General features: G+C 75.7%; 22 protein-coding genes. 15 read left to right on the top strand and 7 right to left on the bottom strand.

Going from position 1 to position 25,682, the window contains the following annotated elements:
• Window positions 1-26: 26 nt before the first annotated feature.
• Window positions 27-1,247 carry a UDP-galactopyranose mutase gene (gene glf, locus WJX68_RS07370; RefSeq protein ID WP_340287341.1) on the bottom strand — a complete coding sequence of 407 codons (1,221 nt, stop codon included), beginning with the start codon at window positions 1,245-1,247 and terminating at the stop codon, window positions 27-29.
• A 116-nt stretch (window positions 1,248-1,363) separates the two neighbouring features.
• On the opposite strand from glf, the gene WJX68_RS07365 reads away from it, so the two are divergent.
• From WJX68_RS07365 to WJX68_RS07350, 4 genes are all read left to right on the top strand, one after another.
• A complete protein-coding gene (locus tag WJX68_RS07365) occupies window positions 1,364-3,448 on the top strand; it encodes a DUF6541 family protein (protein ID WP_340287339.1) in 2,085 nt (694 codons plus the stop codon).
• A 134-nt stretch (window positions 3,449-3,582) separates the two neighbouring features.
• Window positions 3,583-5,790: a DUF6541 family protein gene (locus WJX68_RS07360; RefSeq protein ID WP_340287337.1), complete on the top strand. Its 2,208-nt coding sequence runs from the start codon at window positions 3,583-3,585 to the stop codon at window positions 5,788-5,790.
• A 47-nt stretch (window positions 5,791-5,837) separates the two neighbouring features.
• Window positions 5,838-6,602, top strand: coding sequence for a class I SAM-dependent methyltransferase (locus tag WJX68_RS07355; protein ID WP_340287335.1), 765 nt, complete (start codon window positions 5,838-5,840; stop codon window positions 6,600-6,602).
• Window positions 6,603-6,604: 2 nt separating this feature from the next.
• Window positions 6,605-8,455: an arabinofuranosyltransferase gene (locus WJX68_RS07350; RefSeq protein ID WP_340287333.1), complete on the top strand. Its 1,851-nt coding sequence runs from the start codon at window positions 6,605-6,607 to the stop codon at window positions 8,453-8,455.
• 3 nt (window positions 8,456-8,458) lie between these two features.
• Here WJX68_RS07350 and WJX68_RS07345 read toward each other — a convergent pair whose 3' ends face one another.
• Window positions 8,459-8,860: a VOC family protein gene (locus WJX68_RS07345; protein WP_340287331.1), complete on the bottom strand. Its 402-nt coding sequence runs from the start codon at window positions 8,858-8,860 to the stop codon at window positions 8,459-8,461.
• Between the two features lie 163 nt (window positions 8,861-9,023).
• Here WJX68_RS07345 and WJX68_RS07340 point away from each other — a divergent pair, with 163 nt between their 5' ends.
• Both WJX68_RS07340 and WJX68_RS07335 read left to right on the top strand, forming a co-directional pair.
• Window positions 9,024-9,905 carry a glycosyltransferase family 2 protein gene (locus tag WJX68_RS07340; protein WP_340287329.1) on the top strand — a complete coding sequence of 294 codons (882 nt, stop codon included), beginning with the start codon at window positions 9,024-9,026 and terminating at the stop codon, window positions 9,903-9,905.
• A 60-nt stretch (window positions 9,906-9,965) separates the two neighbouring features.
• Window positions 9,966-11,525: a hypothetical protein gene (locus WJX68_RS07335; protein ID WP_340287327.1), complete on the top strand. Its 1,560-nt coding sequence runs from the start codon at window positions 9,966-9,968 to the stop codon at window positions 11,523-11,525.
• Window positions 11,526-11,535: 10 nt separating this feature from the next.
• On the opposite strand, the gene WJX68_RS07330 is transcribed toward WJX68_RS07335, so the two are convergent.
• Window positions 11,536-12,402, bottom strand: a complete 867-nt coding sequence (locus WJX68_RS07330) for a glycosyltransferase family 2 protein (RefSeq protein ID WP_340287325.1) — start codon at window positions 12,400-12,402, stop codon at window positions 11,536-11,538.
• A gap of 107 nt (window positions 12,403-12,509) precedes the next feature.
• Between WJX68_RS07330 and WJX68_RS07325 the strand changes: the two genes are divergently transcribed.
• Window positions 12,510-13,628 (top strand): hypothetical protein, encoded by a 1,119-nt coding sequence (locus tag WJX68_RS07325; RefSeq protein ID WP_340287323.1) that lies wholly within the window; start codon window positions 12,510-12,512, stop codon window positions 13,626-13,628.
• A gap of 3 nt (window positions 13,629-13,631) precedes the next feature.
• On the opposite strand, the gene WJX68_RS07320 is transcribed toward WJX68_RS07325, so the two are convergent.
• Genes WJX68_RS07320 through pseB form a run of 3 tightly spaced genes read right to left on the bottom strand, consistent with a single transcriptional unit; the run spans window position 13,632 to window position 17,154 of the window.
• Window positions 13,632-15,038 (bottom strand): lipopolysaccharide biosynthesis protein, encoded by a 1,407-nt coding sequence (locus tag WJX68_RS07320; RefSeq protein WP_340287321.1) that lies wholly within the window; start codon window positions 15,036-15,038, stop codon window positions 13,632-13,634.
• A gap of 2 nt (window positions 15,039-15,040) precedes the next feature.
• Entirely contained in the window at window positions 15,041-16,171 is a 1,131-nt protein-coding gene (locus WJX68_RS07315; protein ID WP_340287319.1) for a DegT/DnrJ/EryC1/StrS family aminotransferase, read from the bottom strand.
• A complete protein-coding gene (gene pseB / locus WJX68_RS07310) occupies window positions 16,171-17,154 on the bottom strand; it encodes a UDP-N-acetylglucosamine 4,6-dehydratase (inverting) (protein ID WP_340287317.1) in 984 nt (327 codons plus the stop codon). Before pseB ends, WJX68_RS07315 begins: the two co-directional genes overlap by 1 nt.
• Before the next feature lie 78 nt (window positions 17,155-17,232).
• Here pseB and WJX68_RS07305 point away from each other — a divergent pair, with 78 nt between their 5' ends.
• The 7 genes from WJX68_RS07305 (at window position 17,233) to WJX68_RS07275 (ending at window position 23,866) form a co-directional block, all read left to right on the top strand.
• On the top strand, window positions 17,233-17,958 hold the full coding sequence (locus tag WJX68_RS07305; RefSeq protein WP_340287315.1) for a cytidylyltransferase domain-containing protein: 726 nt from the start codon (window positions 17,233-17,235) through the stop codon (window positions 17,956-17,958).
• A 5-nt stretch (window positions 17,959-17,963) separates the two neighbouring features.
• On the top strand, window positions 17,964-19,484 hold the full coding sequence (locus tag WJX68_RS07300; protein WP_340287313.1) for a GNAT family N-acetyltransferase: 1,521 nt from the start codon (window positions 17,964-17,966) through the stop codon (window positions 19,482-19,484).
• Window positions 19,485-19,553: 69 nt separating this feature from the next.
• Window positions 19,554-20,135 (top strand): biotin transporter BioY, encoded by a 582-nt coding sequence (locus tag WJX68_RS07295; protein WP_340287311.1) that lies wholly within the window; start codon window positions 19,554-19,556, stop codon window positions 20,133-20,135.
• Entirely contained in the window at window positions 20,132-21,466 is a 1,335-nt protein-coding gene (locus tag WJX68_RS07290) for an AMP-binding enzyme (protein ID WP_340287309.1), read from the top strand. The genes WJX68_RS07295 and WJX68_RS07290 overlap by 4 nt, the downstream gene beginning before the upstream one ends.
• Window positions 21,463-22,581 (top strand): thiolase family protein, encoded by a 1,119-nt coding sequence (locus WJX68_RS07285; protein ID WP_340287307.1) that lies wholly within the window; start codon window positions 21,463-21,465, stop codon window positions 22,579-22,581. The genes WJX68_RS07290 and WJX68_RS07285 overlap by 4 nt, the downstream gene beginning before the upstream one ends.
• Entirely contained in the window at window positions 22,578-23,252 is a 675-nt protein-coding gene (locus WJX68_RS07280) for an energy-coupling factor ABC transporter ATP-binding protein (RefSeq protein WP_340287305.1), read from the top strand. The genes WJX68_RS07285 and WJX68_RS07280 overlap by 4 nt, the downstream gene beginning before the upstream one ends.
• Complete coding sequence (locus WJX68_RS07275; protein ID WP_340287303.1) at window positions 23,249-23,866, top strand: energy-coupling factor transporter transmembrane component T family protein; 618 nt, start codon at window positions 23,249-23,251, stop codon at window positions 23,864-23,866. Before WJX68_RS07280 ends, WJX68_RS07275 begins: the two co-directional genes overlap by 4 nt.
• Before the next feature lie 58 nt (window positions 23,867-23,924).
• Here the strand turns inward: WJX68_RS07275 and WJX68_RS07270 are convergent, their stop codons facing one another.
• Window positions 23,925-24,362, bottom strand: coding sequence for an RrF2 family transcriptional regulator (locus tag WJX68_RS07270; RefSeq protein WP_340287301.1), 438 nt, complete (start codon window positions 24,360-24,362; stop codon window positions 23,925-23,927).
• Between the two features lie 163 nt (window positions 24,363-24,525).
• On the opposite strand from WJX68_RS07270, the gene WJX68_RS07265 reads away from it, so the two are divergent.
• Complete coding sequence (locus tag WJX68_RS07265) at window positions 24,526-25,650, top strand: NADH:flavin oxidoreductase (protein WP_340287299.1); 1,125 nt, start codon at window positions 24,526-24,528, stop codon at window positions 25,648-25,650.
• Window positions 25,651-25,682: the final 32 nt, after the last annotated feature.

Genomic DNA, 25,682 nt, shown 5'->3' with positions numbered 1-25,682 from the left:
GCTCGGTCCTCGGCTCAGTCCTCGGCTCAGTCCTCGGACTCGGTCCCCGACAGCGGCCGGCCGTCGGTGAGGTGCGGGACGAGACGGTTCTCGTACATCGTCAGCGCCGACCCGATCGCCATGTGCATGTCGAGGTACTTGTAGGTGCCCAGCCGCCCGCCGAAGAGCACACCCCGGTTCGCGGTCTCCTTGCGGGCCAGCTCGCGGTAGCGCTCCAGCTTCGCCCGGTCGTCGGGGGTGTTGATCGGGTAGTACGGCTCGTCCCCGGACTCGGCGAAGCGCGAGTACTCGCGCACGATCACCGTCCGGTCCTTCGGGTAGTCGCGCTCCGGGTGCATGTGGCGGAACTCGAGGATCCGGGTGAAGGGGACGTCGGCGTCGTTGTAGTTGATCACCGAGGTGCCCTGGAAGTCGCCGGTCGGCTCGACCGACATCTCGAAGTCCAGGGTGCGCCAGCCCAGCTCGCCCTCGGCGTGGTCGAAGTAGCGGTCCAGCGGCCCGGTGTAGACGACCGGCACCCCGGCCGGCAACTGCTCGCGCACCGCGAAGTAGTCGGTGCCGAGCACGACGTCGATGTTCTCGTGGTCCGCCATCCGCTCCAGCCACGCGGTGTAGCCGTCGACCGGCAGGCCCTCGTGGGTGTCGTTGAAGTAGCGGTTGTCGTAGGTGTAGCGGACCGGGAGCCGGGTAATGATCGACGCGTCCAGCTCGGTCGGGTCGGTCTGCCACTGCTTGGCGGTGTAGCCCTTGACGAACGCCTCGTAGAGCGGGCGCCCGACCAGCGAGATCGCCTTCTCCTCGAGGTTCGCGGCCGCCTTCGTGTCGACCTCGGAGGCCTGCTCGGCGATGAGGTCGCGCGCCTGGTCGGGGGTGTGCGCGCGCCCGAAGAACTGGTTGATCAGCGCCAGGTTCATCGGGAACGCGTAGACCTGCTCGCCGACCCGGGCGAACACGCGGTGCTGGTAGTTCGTGAAGCTCGTGAACCGGTTGACGTAGTCCCACACGCGCTCGTTGGAGGTGTGGAACAGGTGCGCGCCGTAGCGGTGGATCTCGATGCCGGTCTCGGGCTCGGGCTCGGAGTAGGCGTTGCCGCCGATGTGGTCGCGGCGCTCCAGCACGAGGACCCGCTTGCCGAGGCCCTCGGCGACGCGCTCGGCGACCGTGAGGCCGAAGAACCCGGACCCGACGACGACCAGGTCGTAGCCGTTCAGGTCCCTGCTGTCGAGGCTGACGGTTTCGAGGCTCACGGCCGTCGAGGGTAGGGCAGGCGTGATCGGGGGCACCCGGCGGCTTCGGTACCCTCGCGGGCAGACCGGAGAAGCGGACGTATCCGGCATTACCGTGGCCCCGAGGAGACGATGGCGTGAGCTGGCTGTCCGCGCTGCCCCTCGTGGCCGTCGCCGCCGCCTGGGTCACGCTGCCCGGGCTCGTCGTCGGGCTGGCCGCGGGGCTGCGCGGGACCGCCGCCTGGGGCGCGGCCCCGATGCTGTCGGTGGGCGTGATCGCCGGCTCGGCGGTCGGGGCGAGCCTGCTGGGGCGGCCGTGGGACGGCACCGTCCCGGCCGTCGCCGCCGCCGTGTTCGCCCTGGTCGTGGTGGGCGCGCGACGGCTGGTGCTGCGCCGCGCCCTGCTGCCGCGCCCGTCGCTGCTGCGCGCCCGCGCCACCGCCGCGACGGCGACGCTGCTGCGCGGCGGGCCCGACCGGCGCTGGACCGGGGCGGCGGCGCTCGTCGGGCTCGCGGCCGCCGGGGCGCTCGGGTTCCGGGCCGCGATCCGCGGGATGGACCGGCCGGACGCGCTGTCGCAGACCTTCGACGCGAACTTCCACTACAACGCGGTCGCCCGCATCCTCGCGACCCACGACGCGTCGTCGCTGACCGTCGGCGGCCTGGTCAACTCCCCCGGCTTCTACCCGGCGGCCTGGCACGGCGTCGTCTCGCTGGTCGTGCCGCTCACGCCGGGGCCGGGCGAGATCGTCGTCGCGTCGAACGTCGTGGCCCTGGTGACCACGCTGCTCGTCTGGCCGCTGTCGGTGCTCTTCCTGACCCGCACGCTGGTCGGGCGCTCCGCGGGCGCCGCGCTCGCCGCGCCGGTGCTGGCGCTCGGGTTCGTCGCGTTCCCGTGGACGCTGGTGACCTACGGCGCGCTCTGGCCGAACCTGCTGGGTGTCGCGCTGGTCCCGGCAGCGCTGGCGGCGACCGCGCTGGCCGCCCGGCCCGGCGCCGGCCCGGACCCGGCGTCGCCGGCCCGGCCGGGGCCCGGGTCGCCGGGACGGGTGGCGCGCTGGTTCCCGGCGGCGGCCGCCGTCGTCGCGCTGGGGTTCGCGCACCCGAACGCGCTGTTCGGCGCCGTGGTCGTCGCCGCCCCGCCGATCCTGTGGGGGCTCGCGGGGGCGGTGCGGCGCGGGCTGCGGGCCGGGCCCCTGGGCGCGCTGCGGGCGCTCACCGCGGTCCCCGTCGTGCTGGCCGCGCTCGGCGGCGTCGGCTGGTTCATGTTCGTCTCCCCCGCCCTCGACGGCATCCGCGGCTACTACTGGGAGCCGGAGGTCACCACCGGCGAGGCGGTGTGGAACGCGGTGCTGCACAGCCCGGACGGCAACGCACCCGCGTGGTCGGTCGCGGTGCTCACCGTGGCGGGCGCGGTCTGGGCGCTGCGCCGGGTCCGCACGTCGTGGCTGGTCCCGGCGCACCTGCTGGTGTGCGCGCTGTACGTGGTGGGGGCCAGCACGTGGTCCTCGGTGTGGACCGGGGTCTGGTACAACGACGCGCCCCGCATCGCGGCGCTCGTCCCGGTGACCGCCGCTCCGCTGGCCGCGCTCGGGCTGGTCGCGCTGTGCTCGCTGGCCCGCCGGGCCGCCTGCCTGGTGCGCGACGGCCTGACCAGGGCGGCGCCCGGCGTCGCGGTACTGCCCCGCCCGCGGGCAGCGCTGCTGGTCGCGACCGGGGTGATCGCCGTCGTCGTCACCTCGGGCGGGCTCTACCAGCGCGCGCACATCGAGGCGCTGGCGTCGATCTACCAGACGCCCGAGGAGGTCCTGGTCGGCCCGGAGCAGGCGCGGTTCCTGCGCGAGGCCGGGGAGCTGCTGCCGTCGGACGCCGTGGTCGCCCAGAACCCGTGGGCCGGCACCGCGATGCTGTGGCCGCTGACCGACCGCCAGGTGCTGTTCCCGCACCTGACCGGCGTCTGGTCGCCGGACCAGCAGATCATCGCCGAGCGCCTGCGGGACGCGTCGAACGATCCGGCGGTGTGCGCGGCCGTCGCCGAGACCGGGGTCGGGTACGTGCTCACCGCGCCGCCGACGTTCTGGCAGCCGGACCCGCTCTCCGAGCAGTGGCCCGGGCTGGACGACCTCGCCGACGCCGACGGGTTCGAGCTCCTGGCCGACGACGGCGAGAACGCGTTGTGGCGCATCACCGCCTGCGACGCCGGGCGGGTCGTGGGGTCGTGATCACCCGGACGGGCACGGGCCCGGCGGCGCCGCCGGAGCGCCGGTAGGCTTCCTCTCCGGCCAGCGCCGGGGACGGACCGGCGGGGCCGTCGACGGCACCGGGGTCCGGAGCCGGGGAAGGAGCCGCGACCTCGATGGCCGGACCCACCTGGCTGTCCGCCCTGCCCACCGCCCTCGGGGCGGTGCTCTGGGTGGTGGGACCGGGCGCCGTCGTCCTGCGGGCGGCCGGTGTGCGCGGCCTGCTGACGTGGGGTCTCGCCCCCGTCGTGTCGACCGCGACCATCTCCTCCTCCGCGGTCCTGGCCTCGGCCGCCGGGGTGCCGTGGGGGCCGTGGGCGCCGGTCGCGGTAGCCGTCGTGATCGCGCTCGTCGCGGTGCTGTTCCGGGCGTTCGTCGCGCGCCGCCCCGCGGGCAGCGCCCTGCACCGCGGGTGGCGGACCGCGCTGCGCTCCTGGACACCGGGTCGCCGGCTGCGCGCGGCACTGCAGCGCGTGCGGACACCCCGCGGACGGTTCGCACGGACCCCGGACCCGCTCACGACCGCGCTGCCGCAGGTGTGGCGGACCTCCGCGCAGCGCGAGGGGCTCGACGGGCGCCGCGCCGGTGCGGCCGCCGCGCTCGGCGTCGCGGTCGCGGCCGGGCTGTCCTGGCTGACGGTGGTGCAGGGCTTCGGCCCGGTGGACGGCCTGTCCTCCACCTACGACGCCGTCTTCCACTACAACGCGGTCGCCCACATCCTGCACACCGGCGACGCGTCGTCGCTGACGCTGGGGTCGCTGACCAACCCGACCTCGGCGCTCGCGCTCTACCCCGCGGGCTGGCACGACCTCGTCTCGCTGGTCGCGATGCTCTCCGGTGCGGACGTCCCGGTCGCCACCAACGTGACGGCCTGGGTCGTCGCCGGGGTCGTGTTCCCGCTCTCGGCGCTCGCGCTGACCCGGCAGGTGACCGGTCCGTCCGCGGCGTCCGCCCTGGTCACGCCGGTGCTGGCGACCGGCTTCACCGCGCTGCCGTGGGCGCTGATGTCCTTCGGCGTGCTCTGGCCGAACCTGCTCGGGGTGGCCCTGCTGCCCGGGTACCTCGCGCTGCTGCTGCCCGTGGTCGGGGTGGCCGCGCGCAGCGCGATCGGGCCGGCGGGCGCCGCCGTCACGCTGGTGCTGACGCTGCCCGCGCTGGGGCTCGCCCACCCCAACGCGCTGTTCAGCCTGGCCGTGCTCGGGCTGTTCCCGGTGCTGTGGGGGGTGGGGGTCCTCGCCCGGCGGCGGCTGGCCACCCGCCGGTTCTGGCAGCCGCTGCTGGCCGCGGCGGGCGTGGTCACGGTCGTCGCGACGGTGCTGTGGTTCATGACGGCCTCGCCGCTGACCGAGGGGGTGCGCCAGTTCGACTGGCCCGCGTTCACCGACGTCCCGACCGCAGTGCTGCAGGTGCTGGCCAACGCCAGCAACGGCCGTCCCGATCTCGTGGTGCTGTCGGCGCTGGTCGTGATCGGCGCGGTCGTCGCGCTCCGCCGGGTCGCGACGTCGTGGCTGGTCCCCGCGCACCTGGTCTCCGGCGCGCTGTACGTCCTGGCCGCGGCCGACGACGGTTCGGCCTCCGCCGCGTTGACCGGTGCCTGGTACAACGACTCCTACCGGCTGGCGGCGATGGTCCCGGTGACCGGCGTGGCGCTGGCCGCCGTCGGGCTGTGCGGCGTCGCCGGCCTGCTGCGCCGGGTGGCGCTGCGGATCCCGTCCGCCGCCGGGCCCGCCCGCCGCCGCGGGGTGCTGCCCGCGCTGGCCGCGGCGCTGGTCGCCGTGGTGCTCGCGACGACCGGCGGGCTGTCGGTCGGCACGCACGCCGACGTGCTCGCCGGGCCGTACCAGCGGCCGTCGGACGCGATCCTGGAGCCGGGCCAGCGCGAGTTCCTGCAGCAGGTGGCCACGATCGTGGGCCCCGACGACGTCGTCGCGGCCGACCCGTTCACCGGCAACGCACTGCTCTACCCGCTGACCGGGCGCGAGGTCCTGTTCCCGCACCTGATCGGGAACTGGTCGCCCGAGCAGACCCTGCTGGCGACCCGGTTCCGCGACGTCGGGACCGACCCCACGATCTGCACCGCGGCCGCCGACCTGCGGGTGGACTGGCTGCTGACCGGCCCGATCACGTTCTGGCCGAACCACGGCGGCGCCCGCTGGTACCCCGGGCTGCACGACATCGCGCCGGTGCCGGGATTCGAGCTCGTCGCCACCGGCGGGGGTCAGGAGCTGTGGCGCCTGACCGCCTGCACACCCGGTCCGCCCGCCCTGCCCGACGCGCAGGCGCTGGACGGTACGGCCCCGACCGCCCCGGTCGCGGTGCCCTGATCACCAGTACGGTGGGTGACCCCCCGACGCCACCACGGAGCCCCCACGTGACCGACCTCCCCGAGTACGAACGCTCCCTGCGCATGGTCGAGCGGCGCCGGCTCGCGACCGGCTTCGCGAAGCAGATCGCGCTGACCACCGGACCCGCCCTCGACCTGCCGTTCCGTGACGCACGGGTGGTCGACCTGGGGTGCGGCTACGGCTACACCGCGCTCGAGCTCGCCGGGCTGTGCCGCGAGGTCGTGGGCATCGAGCCGAACGCCGCGCTGGCCGCCGAGGCGACCCGCCTGGCCGAGGAGGGCGGCGCGGACAACTTCACGTTCCGTGTCCAGGGCATCGGCGACTTCGGCCACGGCGAGGACGCCGGCGCGTTCGACGTCGCGGTGCTCGACAACGTCCTGGAGCACCTCGACGACCAGCCCGACGCGCTGGAGCGGATCGCCTCCTGCCTGCGGCCCGGCGGCGTCGCCTACATCCTCGTGCCGAACAGGTGGTGGCCGATCGAGGCGCACTACTCGCTGCCGTTCCTCGCCTGGCTGCCGCTGCCGCTGGCGAACCGCTACCTGCGCCTGTCCGGGCGGGGCGACGACTACACCGACGCCAGCTACGCCCCCGGCTACCTGCGGATGCGCCGGCTCCTGGCGCAGCGCCCCGAGCTGGACGCCCGGTTCACCGTGCCGGGGGACGTGAGCCTCGCCGAGGGCGGCGGCTCCGCGCTGTACACGCTCGGTGTGGCGGCGCTGCGCCGGTTCCCCCCACTGTGGGCGATCTCGAAGGCGTTCCTGGTCGTCGCGGTCAAGAAGCCGGTCTGACGGTGCCCGGCCCGCGTCGCACGGCTGCGGTGGCCGACCTGGTGCTCGGCCCGGTCGTGGCCGTCGCGGTCGTCGCCGCCGGTCAGGTGCTCGCGGCCCGGATCCCCGTCCCGGCCGGGTCGAACGTCGGGCTGGCGCTCACCGCGACCGGCGGCGCGCTGGTGGCCGCGGTGCTCGTGGCGGCGGCCTGGAGCAGGCGCACCGCGCTCGCCGCGCCGCTGGCCTGGGCCGGGCTGGCCGCCGTCCCGGCGCTGCCGCTGACGCTGTTCCTGGTGAACACCCCGCACTACCTGTTCGGGGTGGGAGGCGACCAGCAGTTCCGGGTCGAGTACCTGACCCGCTTCGCCGACTCCGCCCGGCTCGCCGACTTCGCCTACGCCGACCTGCCGCCGTACTACCCGGCGGCGTGGTTCTGGGTGGGGGGCCGGGTCGCCGCGCTGGCCGGTGTCGAGGGGTGGGAGGTCCACAAGGCGTACTCGATCGCGACGCTGGCCGTCACCGCGGTGCTCGCGTACGCGCTGTGGGCGCTGGTGACGACCCGGCGGCGGGCGCTGGGCGCCGGCGTCGCGACCGCGCTGGCGGGCCTGGCGACCCAGGCCGCGTACTCGCCGTACTCGTGGCTGACCGCGGCGCTGGTGCCCCCGCTGGCCGTGCTCGGGCTGCGGCTGGTCCGCCGCCGCGGCCCGTGGGTGCGCACCGCGGTGCTGGTCGGGCTGGTCCTCGGGCTGGCCGCGGTGACCCACACCCAGATCCTGGTGTTCGCCGGGTTCGTGCTCGCCGTGCTCGCCGCGGACGGGCTGTTCACCCGGCGGGCCCGGCCGGCGTCGCTCGCGGTGACCGTCGCCGTGGTGCTCGTCGCCGCGCTGCCGCTGACGCTGGTGCACTGGCTGCCGTACCTGCTGGCCTCGGCCGGGCGGCCCACCTACGGCGCCGGACAGCACTTCCTCGCCGAGACGGGGTCCCGCTGGCCGCTGCCGATGCTCGACGCGACACCGCTCGGCGCCCTGTGCCTGCTCGGCACGGTGTGGATCGTGGTGCGGTTCCGCAGCTCGCCCGTCGCGCGGGCGCTCGGGCTCACGGCGGCCTGCGGCTACGCCTGGTACCTGCTGTCGACCGTGGCGCTCGCGGCCGGCACCACGCTGCTCGCCTTCCGGATCCAGCCGATCCTCACCGCGGCGCTGGCCTGCGGCGCCGTGTGGGGCGCCGCCGAGCTGTGCCGGTGGCTGCGCACCCTCGACCTGCGGGCCGCGGCCGCGCCGGCCGCCGTCGTGACGGTGCTGGCCGCGGCGGTGGTGGTCGGGCAGGTCCAGGCCGTCCCGCAGCAGTACGCCTGGGCCGGTGCGGCCCAGGACTACCGGCCCGACGGCACCCGCCCGGACGGCAGCCGCGACCCCGCCGACGCCGACGCCTGGCTGGGCGAGCTGCGCGCCACGATCGACGGGCTGACCGGGCGCACGCCGCGGGAGGTCGTCGTCGCGAGCGCGAACCGGACGCTGCCCACCTACACGCCGTACTTCACCTACCAGGCGTCGCAGCCGCAGTACGCGAACCCGCTCGCGGACTTCCCGGCCCGCACCGCGCAGGTGCGCCGGTGGGCGGCCGCGAGCGACCCGCGCGCCCTGCTGGCCGCGCTCGACGGCGGGCCCGCCCGCGCACCGTCGGTGTTCGTGCTGGAGCGGGCCGCCGACGGGACGCTGCGGCTGCCGCTGGCCGAGGACCGCTTCCCCGACCCGCGGCAGGGTGCCGCGCCGGCGGTGTTCGCCCCGCAGCTGTTCGACGACCCGGCCTGGCAGCGCCGCGACGTCGGCCCGTACGCGGTGCTGGTCCGGGCCGGCGTCGCACCGGTGCCGTGAGGCTCAGACCTCGACGACGGTGATCACGTTGCCGTCGGGGTCGCGCAGCATGAACAGCCGCGGGACGCCCGGGGTGTCGTCGGCGGCCGGCAGCGGCTCCAGGTCCGCGACGCCGAGCCCGGTCAGCCGGGCGTGCTCGGCCGCCAGGTCCGGGGTCTCGACGCCGATCGCGCTGCCGCCCGGCTCGTCGTACATCGGGGGGTTGAGCGCGAGGCGGGCGGTCGAGCCGGGCGGGGCGACCTCCAGCCAGCGGTGCTCGCCGTTCTCGCCGAACCGGGTGTCGCTGCGCACCTCGAAACCGAGGACGCGGGTGTAGAAGTCCAGCGCCGCGTCCTGGTCGGCGACGGTGAACATGACGACGCCGATGTTGTTGAGGGTGGTCGGGGTCTGCGTGGGGGTGCTCATGCCGGATCCGACCGGCCGGGCCCGCGGAACTCATCGTTGCGGAGCGACACCGCCGTTCACCCGGACGCGCCGGGCGTTCTCGTCAGTTCGCCGCATCGGGATGCGATAGACCTCGTTGACTCTGGACAGGGTATCGCCAAGATCGGCGAGGAGACGGGGACCGATGACGCTGAACATCCTGCTGCCCTTCTACGGGGACGCCCGGCTGCTGCGACTCGCGGTGGAGAGCGTCCGCGCCCAGCACGACCCGGCCTGGGAGCTGCTGGTGGTGGACGACGCCTACCCCGATCCGTCGGCGTGCTCCTGGATCTCCGACGTCGGCGATCCCCGCATCCGGGTCCTGCGCAACGAGACGAACCAGGGGGCCAACGCGAACTACCGGCGTTGCCTGTCCCACGTCACCCACGACTGGTTCACCGTCATGGGGGCCGACGACGTCATGGCGCCGGACTACCTCGACGTCGTGAAGGAGGCGATCGCCGCCGCGCCGGACGCGGGGATCGTCCAGCCGGGCGTCACCGTCATCGACGAGCACGGACGCGACGTCGTCCCGCTGGCGGACCGGATCAAGGCGTACTACCGGCCCCGCCACCGGGGCCGCACGGAGCTCCGCGGCGAGGAGCTCGCCACGAGCCTGCTCCGGGCCAACTGGACCTACTTCCCGTCCCTGTGCTGGCGGAGGTCGGCGCTGCCGGAACACGGGTTCCGGAGGGGCCTGGACGTGGTCCAGGACCTGGCGATGATCCTGGACGTGGTCGGCGCGGGCTGGTCGATGGTGCTCGACGACCGGCCCTGCTTCCGGTACCGCAGGCACACCGGCAGCGACTCCGCGGTGAGGGCCCTCGACGGCACCCGATTCGCCGAGGAACGAGCGTTCTTCGCGTCGACGGCACGCGAGATGGACGAGCGGGGCTGGCACCGCGCGGGCCGCGCGGCCCGGCGGCACCTTACCTCCCGGCTGAACGCGGCGAGCCTCATGCCGGTGGCGTTGCGGACGGGCCGTTCGTCGGACCTGCGGGCACTGAGCCGCCACCTCGTGGGCTGACCGTGTGACGCCGACCGCGGCGGGCTCCCGGCGACCACCCGTTCGGGGAACACTGTCGGCATGCTGCGTGCACCCGCCGTGGATGCGGGACCCGCCACGGATGCGCGTCCCGGGCGGCCCCGTGGCCGGCGTCCGGCGTTCGTCGCGGCCCTGGTGGTCCTCGGAGCCGGGCTGTGGGCCTGCTGGTCGGTGACCGTCGACGACGCCTACATCACCTACCGTTACTCGGCGAACCTCGCGCACGGGTTCGGGCCGACGTGGAACCCCGGCCAGGACCCCGTGGAGGGCTACACGAACTTCCTCTGGATGCTCTGGCACGTCCCGTGGGTCTGGCTGGGGGTCCCGCTGCCGCTGGTCTCGAAGGTGACCTCGGCGATCTGCGCCGCCCTGATCGGGTGGATCCTCGTCACGGAGCCACGGACGAGGGCGGGGGCCGCGGTCGCGGTCGGCGCCTTCGTGCTGTTCCTCCCCACCTGGATCCACGTCGACGCGGGGCTGGAGACGGCGCCCTTCGCCCTGGTGGTGTTGCGCGGGGTGGTGCTGTCAGCGCGGCTGCTGCGCGACGACGACACCCCCGTGCGCCCGTGGGAGCCGCCGCTCCTGTTCCTGGTCGCCGGCATGCTGCGACCGGACGGCATCCTGGCTCTCGCTCCCCCGCTGCTGGTCTGGGCCGTGCGGCGCCGGGGACACCCGGGCACCTGGCTCTGCCTGGGTTCGGCCCTCGTCGTCGGCGTGGCCTACACCGCCTGGCGGTGGTCCTACTTCGGTCATCCGCTCCCCAACACCTTCTACGTGAAGGTCGGGGTCGAGGCGGCAACCGACCTGCGCTGGATCACGACGACCGGCCTGCTCCTGCTCCCGCTGATCCTCCTGGCCGCCGGGGCGGTCGTACCGCGTGCGACGAGGACGTCGGCGCTGCTGGCCCTCGCCGGCTGCCTCGCCCTCTACGCCGTCCCGGCCATCACCGCGCCGGCGATGGACTACCTGTCCCGTTTCGCGTGGCACGGCTTCCCGCTGCTGTGCCTGGCCGCGGGATGGGCACTCGACTCCGTGCGGCAGCGGGTCGTCGCCGCGGTCCTGGCCGTGCTCGCCGTCGCCTGGACCTGCACGGCGGGGTTCCTCCACCCGAACGGGCCCAGCATGGTCAACTACGGGCAGGACCTGCGCCGGGCGCACATCGCCATCGGGCTCGGCCTCGCCGACGCCGGTCTCGCCCCGGACCGTCGGACCGTGGCGATGACCGACGCCGGTGCCGTCCCCTACTTCTCCGGCTGGCGGGCGACCGACTACATCGGCCTGAACGACGAGCGCATCGCCCACGGGACGAGCGCGACCGATGCCCTGCTCGCCGACCGGCCGACGGTCGTCGTCGCCACGGGTCCCACTCCGGAGATGCCCCGCACGACCTGGGGTACCGACCTGCCGCGCGTCGTCGGCGACCGCGAGCTCGTCGCCGTCGCCCGGGTACGGCCGGACTACTACGAGCAGGTCTACGCCGACCGGGACGTCGCCCCGGAGCTGCGCGCGACGATCGGACGCCGGCTCACCGAGGGTGCGGCGGTGACCGACGGCCGGTACGACCAGACCTACGGCCGCTGGCTGGACCGCCTGTTCGGGTGACGCGGGCCGGTCACCGGGTCAGGAGGTGCCCGCCGAGCGCGCGCATCGCGGCCGAGTCACGCCGGGCCAGCGCCCCCGGCAGCTGGACGGCCGCGTTCAGGCGCGAGGACAGGTGCCCGCGGGCCGCCCGGGCGGCGCGGTGCCACCCTCGCGCATCCATCCGCAGGGCCTCGGCGCGGAAGTAGCGGCGCTCCTCGGCGAAGCGGTTGCCCGCGGCCGCGCCGGAGCCGGAGTCGCTGGAGCGGTGGCGCCGGTAGCGGAAGCAGACGTGGTCGTCGACCACGATCGAACCGCCCGCCACCACGACGTCCACCGGCAGGGCGAGGTCGAACACGTCCGCGGACTCGGGCACACCGGCCGCGCGGACCGCGTCGGTCCGCCAGCACAGCGACGGGTTGTAGAGCCAGTTCCCCCGCAGCAGACGAACCGCGAGATCCTCGCCGGAGACCAGCCGTGGCCCGGTCCCACCTGGCGCGATCATCGCCTTCACCCGGTCCGCGAGCGGGCGGACGGGCCGCTCGTCGGAGTCCATGACCGCGACACCGGGCTGGACGACGGCGGCGGCCGGCCAGCGCTCGTGCAGGCCGAGCACCGTGTCGAGGTAGTCGGACAGCATGAGGTCGTCGGCGCCCATCATCACGAAGTACGGCAGCTCCACCAGGTCGATGCAGTACCGGTTGTTGGGCTGCGCGCCGAGGCGCTCCGGGTTGCGCCGATAGCGCACGCGGTCGTCACCGAGTGCGTCGAACCAGCGGCCGACGGACTCGTCCGGGTAGCCGTCGTCCACGACGGTCAGTCGCCAGTCGGTTCGGTGCTGCTGCTGGACGCTGCGCACCGCACGTTGCAGGAGTTCGGGGTCGCCGTAGAAAGGGAGCATCACGTCGACGGTCGGCGCACGCACACGCCGACGGTAGCGACCGCCCGTCCCGCTAGGATCGCCCGGCCTCGAACGGGGCGACGCCCGCAGCGATCCGGAGCACGGCCTTGGACATCCAGAACCACTACTACGGTCACTCGGCCGTCCTCGCCGCCTACGCCGGGCTGCGCCGGCCCCGCCACATCGCAGGCCTGCTGCAGCACGGCTGGACCGCGAGCTCGCCGGTCCCGGCGCACTTCGCCGACTTCCCGCGGGTGGGAACGGACCCCCGGCAGCGCCGGCTGCTGGTGTGGTCGCACGGCTGCCGGGGCTGGTCCCCCTCCGACGAGGACCGCGAGACCACGCCGATCGGCGCGCCCCTGCTGTACCTCGAGCGGCAGCTGCGGTCGCAGGGCTGGACGCGGTCGGAGCGGCTGGGTCCAGTCTTCGTCCCGTTCCACGGCACCCGCCTCGCCCGGGTCACCGGTGCACACGGCGAGCTGGCCCGCCAGGTCGCGAAGGTCGACGGCCCCTCGACGGTGTGCATGCACCACGAGGACCTCTCGGATCCGGAGATCACCTCGGCCTGGGCCGACGCCGGGCACACCCTGGTGACGGCGGGGCGTCGCAACGACCCCCGGTTCCTGCTGCGCATCATGCATCTGGTGGGGAACGCGAGCCGGGTATCGTCCAACCGGCTGTCGACGGCCGTGCTGTACGCCGCCGCCGTCGGCACCCCCGCCGCGGTGTGGGGTGACCCCCTGACGTTCGGTGCCCAGTCCTCGACCGCCGTGGAGCAGCTGCGGTCGACGTGGCCCGAGTTCCACACCTCCGACCCCGACGACGGGTCGCGGCCCGTCGAGGGGGCCGCCGAGGCAGACACGGCCGCCACCGCCCTGGCCCGCCGCGAGCTCGGTGCGGAGCACCTGCTCGACCCGGACGCGCTGCGGGGGGTGCTCGGCTGGGGCCGCACCCCGAGCCTCGGGCCGGGCCTGCAGTACTACGCCGCCTCGCCGCTGGCGAAGGCCGCGATGGTGCTGGGTCTCACGAAGCGCTCGGAGGCCAGCCGGAAGGCGATGACCGAGGGCGGCATCGCGACGAACCCGATGCTGTGGCTGCGCAACCCGCTCGCGGCCCTTCCCCGGCCGCTGCCGCAGGGTCTGGCGGTCCCGGTCGCGACGGAGGAGCCGCCGCACGTGGACGAGTGGCACGCCGCCGAGCAGCACGCGGATCCGTCCGGCGGCTGACGGTCACCCCCTGGCGGGAGCGAAGATCCGCCGCACCAGGACGAGCAGGACCACACCCAGCAGCGCGGCCAGCCCGAACCGCACCGACAGCCACAGCACCCCGTCGGCGGGCAGCAGGACGCCCGCCCCGCACACCACGACCCCGGCGGCGAGCGGGCCGGCGAGCACCGCCTCGCGCCACCGCGTCGGCGAGACCCGGCGCCGCAGCAGCGACGTCCCGACCGCGAGCGCCAGGTAGATCAGCGGGAAGCCGAGGGCGACGGCCGTCAGCGAGCCCGTCCCGGCGAGCAGCACCGCGGCCGCGACCCCGATCACGAGGCTGACCGGGCTGGCCAACGCGAGCCCGCCGCTGCGTCCGGACGCGAACACCAGGTGCACGTTCGCCAGGTAGCCGACGCTGACCACCGCGCCGAGCGTCGCGACCGCCGCGACCGGCACCAGCAGGGACGGCTCGAACGACGCAGGCGCCAGGATCCGCAGCAGGAACGGGGACAGCAGCGCGACCCCGCCCGCGAGCGCGGCGGTGACCACGGCGACGTCGCGGGCGGTGCGCTCCAGTGCGGCGCCGCGCTGCTCGGGGGCGGTGCGGTAGATGACCGGCGCCCAGGCGTTGTTCAGCGCCGAGACGATCATCGCCGGGGCGGAGCCGAGCAGCAGCGCGACCTGCATGCGGCCGCCGTCGGCGATCCCGAAGTGCCGGTTCACGATCAGGACCAGCGCGTTCTGCACGAGCAGCAGCGCCACCAGGTGCGGGACCGCGGGCAGCCCGATCCGCAGGGCGCGGACGAAGTCCCCGCGCGCCGTGCGCGGGCGCCCGCCCCGCAGGGCCAGCACGAGACCGGTCAGGGCGGCGGCGAGATAGCCGAGGAACAGGCCGAACAGGTAGTCGTCGGCGTCGCTCGCCCGCCACGCCACCAGGGCCAGCCCGGCGAGCGGGCCGCCGAGCGTCGCCACCCCGGACATGACGACGAACGGGACCGGCCGGTCCTGCACCCGCAGGAACGCCTGCGCGTTGAGCACGACGACGAACCCGGCGGCCGCCAGCCCGGCGAAGGCCAGCCCCGCGCGCCACGGCACCGCCAGCACCGGGCCGCTCCACCACGGCCCGGTCAGCACCGCGACGGCGACGAGGGCCAGCGACAGCGCGCTGCCCTGCAGGACGAGGGCGCGGGCACCGTCGGTGCCGGAGCTCTCCAGGATGCCGTGGCGGGTGATCGAGGAGGCCAGCCCGAACCCGGCGACCATCGCGCCGACCTGCACCAGGATCAGCCCGACGGCGACCACGCCGTACTCGGGGCCGCCCAGCAGCCGGGTCACGAACGGCGTGACCAGCACGTTCGCCAGGATCGGCGCCACGCTGCCGAGGGTGTAGAGCGAACCGCGCCCGAGGACCTCGCGGCTGGCGTCCACGCTCACACCGAATGTCCGAGGAACTCCCGGACCAGCGCGGCGACCCGGTCCACGTCGGCGTCGGTCAGGTCCGGGAACAGCGGCAGCGAGAGCTGCTGGGCGTAGTAGGCCTCGGCGTTCGGGCACAGCCCGCGCCGGTACCCGAGGTCGGCGAACACCGGGTGCCAGTACGCGGGGATGTAGTTGACCTGCACCCCGATGCCGTTCGCGCGCAGGTGCTCGAACAGCGCGCGGCGACGGCCGTCGAGCACCCGCAGCGGGTAGAGGTGCCAGGCCGGGTCGGCGCCGTCGCGCCGCGCCGGGGTGCGGACCTCGGCCACGTCGGCGAACGCGGCGTCGTAGCGGGCGTGGATGTCCGCGCGGCGCCGGCGGAACGCGTCGAGGCGCCGCAGCTGCGACGACCCGAGCGCGGCGAGCAGGTCGGGCAGCCGGTAGTTCAGCCCGAACGCGTGCACCTCCTGGTGCCACGGTCCCTCGTCGGGGAAGCGCTGCACGACCCGGTCCCGGACGAGGCCGTGGTTGCGGAACGAGCGGGCGCCCGCGACGAGGTCCTCACGCGGGGACACGACGGCGCCGCCCTCGGCCGTGGTGAGGTTCTTGGTCGGGAAGAAGCTCAGCGTCGTCAGGTCGGCGAGGTCACCGACCGGACGGCCGTGCCAGGTGCCGCCGACGGAGTGCGCGGCGTCCTCCAGTAGCAGCGCGCCCGCGTCGTGGGCGAGCGTGCGCAGCGGGCAGGCGTCGATCGGGTGCCCGGCGTAGTCCACCCCGGCGACGACGGTCGTGGCCGGCGTGAGCGCGGCCCCCGCGGCGTCCGGGTCGAGGTTGCCGGTGTCCTCGCTGACGTCGGCGAACACCACGTTCGCGCCGAGCAGCGCGGCGGCCGACGCGGTCGCGACGAACGTCAGCGGGGCCACGACGACGTCCTGCCCCGGCCCGACGCCGGCCGCCGCGTAGGCGACGTGCAGCGCCGCGGTGCCGCTCGTGACGGCCACCGCGGGGTTCCCGGTGACGGCCGCGAGGTCGTCCTCGAACCGGGTCACCGCCGGGCCGGTGGTGAGCCAGTCCGTGCCGAGGACCGCGGTGACGGCCTCGACGTCGTCGTCGGAGATCGACTGCCGGCCGTACGGGAGCATCAGTCGAGCGCCTCGACCATCGCGCGCAGCTGCTCCGGGGACAGCCACAGGTCGTTGGTGTCCGAGCGGTAGGCCTGCCCGTCCGGGACCGGCTCGCCGTCGGCCGGGGAGGTGTAGCCCCACCCGGCGATGTAGGGCTCGACGACGTAGCGGTCGGCCAGCTTGAGGGTCCGCCGCGAGTCGTCGGCGGCGATCATCTCCTCGTGCAGCTTCTCGCCCGGCCGGATCCCGATCTCGTGGGTCGCGGCGCCGGGGGCGATGGCCTCGGCGAGGTCGGTCATCCGCATCGACGGGATCCGCGGGACGTACAGCTCGCCGCCCTGCATCGCGTCGAAGGAGTCGATGACGAACTGCACGGCGTCGGGCAGCGTGATCCAGAACCGGGTCATCCGCTTGTCGGTGATCGGCAGCGACTGCCCCTCCGCGGCGAGGCGCTTGAACAGCGGCACGACCGAACCGCGGCTGCCCAGCACGTTGCCGTAGCGGACCACGGAGAACCGGGTCTCGTACGCGGCGGCGTAGTGGTTCGCCGACACGAACAGCCGGTCGGCGCACAGCTTGGTGGCGCCGTAGAGGTTGATCGGGCTCGACGCCTTGTCCGTCGACAGCGCGACGACCTTCTTCACCCCGGCGTCGATCGCGGCCTCGACGACGTTCTGCGAGCCCTCGACGTTGGTCCGGATGAACTCGAACGGGTTGTACTCCGCGGTGTCGACCTGCTTGAGCGCGGCGGCGTGCACGACGTAGTCGACACCGTGCATCGCGCGGCGCAGGCGCGGCTGGTCCCGGACGTCGCCGAGGAACCAGCGCAGCCGCGGGTCGTTCTCGAACAGCGACCGGCATTCGTACTGCTTCAGCTCGTCACGCGACAGGATCACCAGCCGCCGCGGCTCGTAGCGGTCGAGCAGGGTGCGGACGAACGCCTTCCCGAAGGACCCCGTCCCGCCCGTGACCAGGACCGACGAGCCCTTGAGTACCGACATCACGCCTCCACATCCACGGAATTTCTCCCGCCCGGCATGATGGCACGCGCTCAACCGGACGAATCGAAGCAGGTACGGGTGCGGGTCAACGCGGTCATCCAGGCGCGGACGGGGTCGACGCGGCTCCCCGGCAAGGTGCTCACCGACCTCGGCGGTACGCCGGTGCTGGACCGGGTGGTCGCCGCCGCCCGCGCCGCCGACGGCGTCGACTCCGTCGTGGTCGCGACGTCCACCGCCGGCGGGGACGACGCGGTGGCCGAGCGCGCCGCGGCGATCGGCGTGCCGGTGGTCCGCGGCTCCGAGGACGACGTGCTCGCCCGCTTCGTGCAGGTCGTCGACGAGCACCCCTGCGACGCCGTGGTGCGCCTCACCGCCGACTGCCCGCTGCTCGACCCGGAGCTGGTCGCGCTGGTCGCGGCGACCTGGCGCAGCGCACCGGGGCACGACTACGTCGCCACGACCCTGGTCCGCACCCTGCCCCGCGGCCTCGACGTCGAGCTCGCCCGCGTCGACGCCCTGCGCGCACTCGCCGGGACCGCGACCGGGTACGACCGCATCCACGTGACGTCCGGCCTCTACGGCGACCCGGACCGGTTCCGCTGCCTGGGTGTCGTCGTCGCACCCGCGGCGGACGACCTGCGCGTCACCCTGGACACCCCCGACGACCTGTACGCGCTGCAGGGGCTGGTGGAGGCGCTGGGCGGGCGCACCGGCTGGCGGTCGGTGGTCGCGGTGCTGCGCTCGCGGCCGGACCTGGTGGGGCGCAACGCGCACGTCCGCCAGAAGTCGCTCGCCGAGGGGTGAGCGGGATGCGTCTGCTCCTGCGCTGCGACGCCGGCCCGTCGACGGGGGTGGGGCACGCCGTCCGGTGCGCGGCGGTCGCCGAGGCGGCCCTGCTGTCCGGGCACGAGGTGTTCTGGTCGGGCCGCCTGGACGGGCTGGACTGGCTGTGGGCGGGTCTCACGCCCTCCCCCGGGCGGGGCGACGGGCCGCCCGGCACGGTGCTCGCCCCGGCGGACTCCGCCGACGAGCTCGTCGCGCTGGCCCGCGCGCACCGGATCGACGCCGTGCACGTCGACCACTACCTGCTCGGCCCCGACCTGCTCCCCGCACTCGCCGGGGCCGGGGTCGTGCTGTCCACGGTGGAGGACTTCACCACCGGGCGGCGGCCGGGGGACGTGGTCGTCGACCCGAACCTCGGCGCCGGGGACCACTCCCGCCCCGACGACGGCTCCGGCCTGCTGCTCCGCGGACCCGCCTACGCCCCGCTGCGGGCCTCGGCGCGCCGGGCCCGCGACCGTCGCGCGACCCGGGTCGCGGGCGACGGGGCGCCGCGGGTCCTCGTCGTCATGGGCGGCACCGACGCGGCCGGCCTGCTGCCCCGCGTCGTCGCCGCACTGGCGGCCGCGGGTGTCCCGGCCGAGGTCGACGTCGTCGTCCCCGCCGGGGCCCGGGAGTCGCTCGTGCTGCCCGGGGCCGGGCCGGTGCGGTTCCGGGCGGTACCGCCGGTCCCGGACCTGCCGGCGGCGATGGTCGACGCGGACCTCGTCGTCAGCGCGGCCGGGACCACGGTGTGGGAGCTGTGCTGCGTCGGCGTACCGATGGCGCTGGTCCGGGCCGCGGACAACCAGGCCGAGGGCTACCGGACCGTCGTCGCCGCCGGGGCCGCCGCCGGGCTGGGCGGGACCGGTGACCTCGCCGTCCCGGACGGGGCCGCCGCGGTGCTGCGCGACCTGCTCACCGACCCGGCGGCCCGCGGCGCGCTGGCCGCCCGGGCCGCGCGGGTCGTGGACGGCGCAGGGGCGGGCCGGGTCGTGGACGCCGTCGCCGCGGCCGCCGGTGCCGCCGCCGGGCGGGAGCGGCCCGCCGGGGAGCTGCGGGCCCGCCCGGCCCGGACCGGCGACGCCGGGCTGCTGCTGGCCTGGCGCAACGACCCCGACACGCGTCGCTGGTCGCGCAGCCACGGCGAGGTCGCCCCCGACGACCACCGTCGCTGGCTCGCCGCCTCCCTCGACCGCGACGACCGGCTGCTGCTCGTCGTCGCCGACGACCGCGGGCCGGTCGGCACCGTCCGCTGGGACCGCGACCCCGACGGCTGGGAGGTCTCCGTCACCGTCGCGCCGGAGCGCCGCGGGGAGCGCCTGGCCGTCCCCCTGCTGCGTGCCGGCGAGGCGGCGCTGCGGGCCCGGACCGGCGCCGGGACGCCGGTGACCGCCGTCGTGCACGGGGCCAACGACGCCTCGGCGCACCTGTTCGCCCGCGCCGGGTACGCCGACGACGGCCGCGGCCCCGACGCCGACGGGTTCCGGACACTGCACCGCACGCTGTGACCGTTCGGGTGCCGTGATGCAACCCGCACGACACCCCTCCGGCGACGTGCGGTGACCTACCCTTCGCGCGTGTCCGGATCCCGCCCCGCACTCCCCGCGGCCGACCTCGCCCGCGTGGTCGTGTTCGCCGCGTTCATCGCCGTCCTCGGGCTCTTCCCCGGCTTCGCCGGCGTGGCCGGTGTCCCGATCGTCCTGCAGAACGTCGGCCCGATCCTGGCGGGCGTCATCCTCGGTTGGCGCCTCGGCACGGCCTCGGTCGCGCTGCTGCTGGTGCTCACCGCGGTCGGGCTCCCGCTGCTGTCCGGCGGGCGCAACGGGGCCGCGTTCTTCGGGCCCAGCGGCGGCTTCCTGATCGGCTGGCTGCTGTCCGCGCTGGTCGCGGGCCTGATCGTGCAGCGCGCCCGGTCCCGCTCGCTGCCGGTGCTGCTGCTCGCCTGCCTCGCCGGGCTGCTCGGCACCTACGTGGTCGGCATGCCCTGGCTGGGCGTCTACATCGGCGACGTCACCGGCGGGATCGTGCAGTCCCTGGTCTTCGTGCCCGGCGACCTGGTCAAGGTCGTGCTGGCCGCGCTGATCGCCTCGCTGGTCCACCGCGCGCTGCCGGACCTGCTGCCCGTCCGCCCGGCGGCGGGCGAGCCCCGGGTCCGGTGAGCGGAGCCCGCGCCGACGCCGCGGACGCCAGCGACGCCGACGCCTCCGCGCCCGTCGTTCCGGCACCGTGGCTGCCCCGGGGGCTGGCCGACGCCGTCGCCGCGGCCGGGGAGCGCCTGGCCCGGCTCGGGGTGCGCGCCGGGGAGCGCGTCGTCCTCGACACCCCCACCCGGGCCCGCTGGGCGGTGCTGCCGTACCTGCTCGCGGCGGACCGGCTGGGCGCGGCGTCGCTGGTCGCCGACGCCGGCTGGACGGTCCGCGAGCGGGACGCGGTCCTCGCCGACACCGCGCCGCACCACGTCGTCGGCACCGACGGCGGGGCCGCGACGGGACCGGGCGGCCCGCGCACCCCCGGGGTGTTCCTGCTCCCGACGACCTCGGGCAGCACCGGCGGTCCCGCCGTGCTGGCCCGTGACCGGCGCTCCTGGCGGCTCGGGTTCGACGCCCTGGGCGCGCTGCCCGGGCCGGTCCTGGTGCCGGGACCGCCGTCGTCGACGCTCTACCTGTTCGGGGCGCTGCACGCCCTGCACCACGGCCTCGGCCTGGACACCCGCGGCCGGCTCGACCCGGCCGACCTGCCCGACGGCGGGACGGTGCACGTGGTGCCCGCCCAGCTCGGCGCGCTGCTCGACGACCGTGAGCGCCGGCCCGGCGGCCCGGTCCCGCGGGTGGTCGTCTGCGGCGGCGCCCACGTGGCGCCCGCGGTCCGGGAGCGCTGCGCCCGGCTGCTGCCCGGGACCACGCTGCTCGAGTACTACGGCTCTGCCGAGCACTCGCTGATCGCGACCCGGCGCGACGACGGCCCGCTGCGCGCGGTCGAGGACGTCCGGCTCACCGTCCGCGACGGGCTGCTGTGGGTGGACAGCCCGCAGTCGGTGCTGGGCCGCTTCGGGGCCGGCGTCCTGCACCCGTCCGGGCCCGGGCCGACGACCGTCGGGGACCGCGCGGAGCTGACCGCCGACGGCGGCCTGATCGTCCTCGGCCGCGCCGCGGCGACCGTCTCGACCGGGGGCACCCTGGTCGCCGCCGAGGAGGTCGAGCAGGTGCTGCGCGCGGTGCCGGGGGTCACCGACGTCGTCGTCGCGGGGACGCCGCACGCGACGCTGGGGATGCTGGTCACCGCCGTGGTCGAGGCCCGCGACGGCGGCCCGGACCGGCGGGCGCTGCGGGCCGCGGCCCGCGACGGTCTGTCCCCGGCCAAGCGCCCGCGCCGCTGGCTGCTGACGCGCGCGCTGCCGCGGCTGGGATCGGGGCAGCCCGCCCGCGCCGAGATCGCCGGCGGGCTGCGCGACGGCACCCTCGACGCCGTCCCGCTCGGGGAGCCGGAGTGAGCGCCCCCGCCGACAGCACCCCGGTCGTGATCGCGGCCCGCCGCACCCCGATCGGCACCGCGGGCGGCGCGCTGCGCGGGCACACCGTCGACGCGCTCGCCGCGCCGGTGCTGGCCGCGCTCGCCCGCGACACCGGGTCCGCGGACGTCGACGACGTGCTGCTCGGCAACGTGTTCGGCCCCGGCGGCAACCCCGCCCGGGTCGCGGCGCTGGCCGCCGGTCTCGGCGACGGGGTGCCGGGCATGACGGTGGACCGCCAGTGCGCGAGCGGGCTGTCGGCGATCCTGGCCGCCGCCGCGGCGGTCCGTGCCGGGGAGGGGACGCTGTACCTCGCCGGCGGCGCCGAGTCGCCGTCCACCGCACCGGTGCGCACCCGGTCCGACGGCACGTCCTACACCCGCGCACCGTTCGCCCCCGCCGGCGACCCGGACCCGGACATGGGCCCGGCCGCCGACGACGTCGCCGCCCGCGCCGGGCTGACCCGCGGGCGGCTCGACGCGTTCGCCGCCCGTAGTCACGCCCGCGCCGTCGCCGCGCGCGACGCGGGCCGGTTCGACGCCGAGACCGTCGGGATCGGCGGGATCGCCATCGACGAGCGGCCCCGCGACCGGTTCACCCCCGCGCGGCTGGCCCGGTTCCGGCCCGCGTTCACCGACGGCGGCGTGCACACCGCCGCGAACTCCTGCGGCGTCAACGACGGCGCCGCCGCCGTCGCGCTCGTTCCGGAACGGCGGCGCCGCGAACTGGGTGTGCCCGGCCTCGCCCTGGTCTCCGCGGCCACCCGCGGCTGCCCGCCCGCGGACCTGGGTCTCGGCGCGGTCCCCGCGCTGGCCGCGCTGCGCGAGCGTCCCGCCGCGCCCGACGCCGTCGAGTTCACCGAGGCCTTCGCCGGGCAGGTGCTGGCCTGCCTGGACGCCGCGGGCATCGACGAGCAGCGGGTGAGCCCGGACGGCGGCGCGATCGCGCTCGGCCACCCGTGGGGCGCGTCGGGCGCGGTGCTGGTGGTGCGGCTGTTCCACCGGCTCGTCGTGCAGGGCCGCGGGGAGACCGGGCTGGCCGCGCTGTCCTCCGGCGGTGGTCTCGGCGTCGCGACGAGCTGGCGGGTGGTCCGGTGATCGAGTTCGGCCGGGTCGGGCACCGCTACGGCGAGCGCACCGTCCTCGACGACGTCACCCTCACCCTCGCCGAGCCCCGGGTCGCGCTGGTCGGGGCGAACGGCTCCGGCAAGTCCACGCTGGCCCGCACGGTGAACGGACTCGTCGCACCGAGCTCGGGCACCGTCCGCGTCGACGGCCGCGACCCGGTCCGCGACGGCGCCGCGGTCCGCCGCCGGGTCGGGTTCGTCTTCTCCGACCCGGACTCCCAGATCGTGATGCCGACCGCCGGCGAAGACGTCGCGTTCTCGCTGCGCCGGACCGTGCGCGACCGCGCCGAGCGGGCCCGGCTCGCCGCCGCGACGCTCGCCGATTTCGGGCTGGGCGACCACGTCGAGCACCCCGCGCACCAGCTCTCCGGTGGGCAGAAGCAGCTGCTCGCGCTGGCCGCGGTGCTCGTGCTCGACCCGGACGTGCTGGTGTGCGACGAGCCGACCACCCTGCTCGACCTGCGCAACAAGCGGGCCTTCGCCGAGCGCCTGGCCGGGCTGCGCCAGCAGGTGCTGCTCGCCACGCACGACCTGGACCTGCTCGACGGGTTCGACCGCGTCGTCGTGCTCGACGGCGGCCGGGTCGTCGCCGACGACGAGCCGGGCCCGGCCGTCGCGTACTACCGGGCACTCTGCTCGTGACCCCGCTCGGGCTCTACGAGCCGGGCACCAGCCCGCTGCACCGGGCACCGCCCGGGGCGTCGCTGCTCGCGGTGGTCGCCCTGGCGGCCGGGTCGGTCCTGACCGACGACCCGCGGGTGCTGGGCGGGCTCTGCGCGCTGGTCGCCGCCGGGTGGGTGGTGGCCCGGATCCCGTGGCGACGGGTGTGGCCGGTCCTGCGGATGCTCGTCGCGCTGGCCGTGCTGCTCGGGGCCGTGCAGTGGTGGCTGATCGGCCCGGAGCGGACCCTGGTGGTCGTGCTGCGGCTGGTCTCCGCCCTCGGCGCAGCGACGCTGTTCACCCTCACCACGCGGGTGGACGACCTGGTCGGCGCGGTGGAACGCGGGCTCGGCCCGCTGCGCCGGTTCGGCGTCGACCCGGCCCAGCTCGGCCTTCTCGTCGGCCTGACGATGCAGTCGATCGGGACCCTGTCCGGCATCGCGGGGCAGGTCAGGGCCGCGGCGAAGGCGCGCGGGGCGGACCGGTCCCCGACGGCGTTCGCCGTGCCGTTCCTGGTGCGGACGTTGCGCCACGCGGACGCGCTCGGGGAGGCGCTGGCCGCGCGCGGGTGGGGCGACGAGGACGACGACCGATGACGGCACTGCGCGAGCACGTGATCCCCCGCCCCGAGGGCGATCTGCACGTCCCACCTCGCTAGGGAGTGCGGTCCAGGCCCCGCATCTCGCGCAGCGCGTCGGCGAGGGTCCGGTGCCCCAGCGACTGCAGCACCGCCCCCTCCACCTCGGCGGTCAGCCGGGCGAAGTACTCCGCGGCGTTCGTCGTCACCGGGCAGACGTGCTCGCTCTCCGGGCGGCACGCCCAGAGCGGCTTCTCCCCCACCGCGCAGCGGTAGATCTCGGCCAGGGTGATCTCCGCGGCCGGGCGGGAGAGCCGGGCACCGCCGCTGCGGCCCCGGGTCGACTCGACGAGCCCGCCGGCGTTCAGCGGGACCAGCAGCTTGCGGACCAGGCTGGGGTTGGTGTCCAGCGCGTCGGCGAGCCGGCCCGAGCTGACCGTGGGCTCGTCGCCCTCGGCGGCGGCCGCGAGGTACAGCATCGCCCGCAGGACGCTGGAGAACCGGATGTCGAGCACGCGCCCCTCCCCCTGCGGTCCCGGTGGATCCTACCGACGACCGTAAAAGTACCCGTCACTGTTGCAGTTCGCCACCGCATATGTATCTTTGACGGGTACCTATTCGACCGCCCGCCCGGACCCGCCGACGTGCCCGGAGGCGTCCAGCACCCAGGAGCGTCCCGTGTCCACGCGTGCCGCACGGCTTCTCGGCCGTCCCTACTCCCTCGGCTCCGCGGAGCTGCCCAACCGGATCGTCATGGCCCCGATGACCCGGGCGTTCTCGCCCGCCGGCGTCCCCGGCGAGGACGTCGCGGCTTACTACGCGCGCCGCGCCGCGGCCGGGACCGGTCTGATCATCACCGAGGGCACTTACGTCGACGACCCGTCCGCGGGCGACGTCGCCGCCGTCCCGCGCTTCCACGGCGACGCGTCGCTGGCCGGGTGGGCGAAGGTCGTCGCGGCGGTGCACGCGGCGGGCGGCCGGATCATGCCGCAGATCTGGCACGTCGGGATCACCCGCGAGGCGGGCAGGCCGCCGTTCCCCGAGGCCCCGTCGGTCGGCCCGTCGGGCATCGGGCTCGACGGCACCGAGGGCGCGGGCGAGGCGCTGACCGCGGCCGGGCTCGACCGGATCATCGGCGCGTTCGCCGAGGCCGCACGGCAGGCCGAGCGGATCGGCTTCGACGGCGTCGAGCTGCACGGCGCGCACGGCTACCTGATCGACGAGTTCCTGTGGGAGCGCACCAACCGCCGCACCGACGACTACGCGGGCGGCCCGGCCGAGCGGGCCCGGTTCGCCGCCGAGATCGTCGCCGCGGTGCGCGGGCAGGTCTCGCCGGACTTCCCCGTCGTGTTCCGGTTCTCGCAGTGGAAGGGCGGCAACTACGACGCGAAGCTGGCCCACACCCCCGACGAGCTGGGTACCGTCCTCACCCCGCTGGCCGACGCCGGGGTCACCGCGTTCCACGCGTCCGGGCGCCGCTACTGGGAGCCGGAGTTCCCGGAGTGGGACGCCGAGCTGAACGTCGCCGGCTGGGCCCGCAAGGTGACCGGCCTGCCGACGATCACCGTCGGCTCGGTCGGCCTCGACCAGGTCTTCGCCCCGGAGATGTTCGCGGGCGGCGACGCGCACGCCGGGGTCAGCGGCGTCGAGAAGCTCCTCGACCGGCTGGAGGACGACGAGTTCGACCTCGTCGCCGTCGGGCGCGCGCTGCTGGCGGACCCGGAGTGGGCCCGGAAGGTGCTCGAGGGCCGCGAGTCCGAGCTGGTGCCGTTCGGCAAGGCCGCGCTGGGGACGCTGCACTGAGCCGTCGCCGGCCCCGGTCCGCCCGGGGGCCG

The sequence above is a fragment of the Pseudonocardia spirodelae genome (assembly GCF_037727765.1).
Taxonomy (GTDB): domain Bacteria; phylum Actinomycetota; class Actinomycetes; order Mycobacteriales; family Pseudonocardiaceae; genus Pseudonocardia; species Pseudonocardia spirodelae.
The sequence above is the reverse complement of the archived record's forward strand: the minus strand, read 5'-3'. Positions and strand labels throughout refer to the sequence as shown.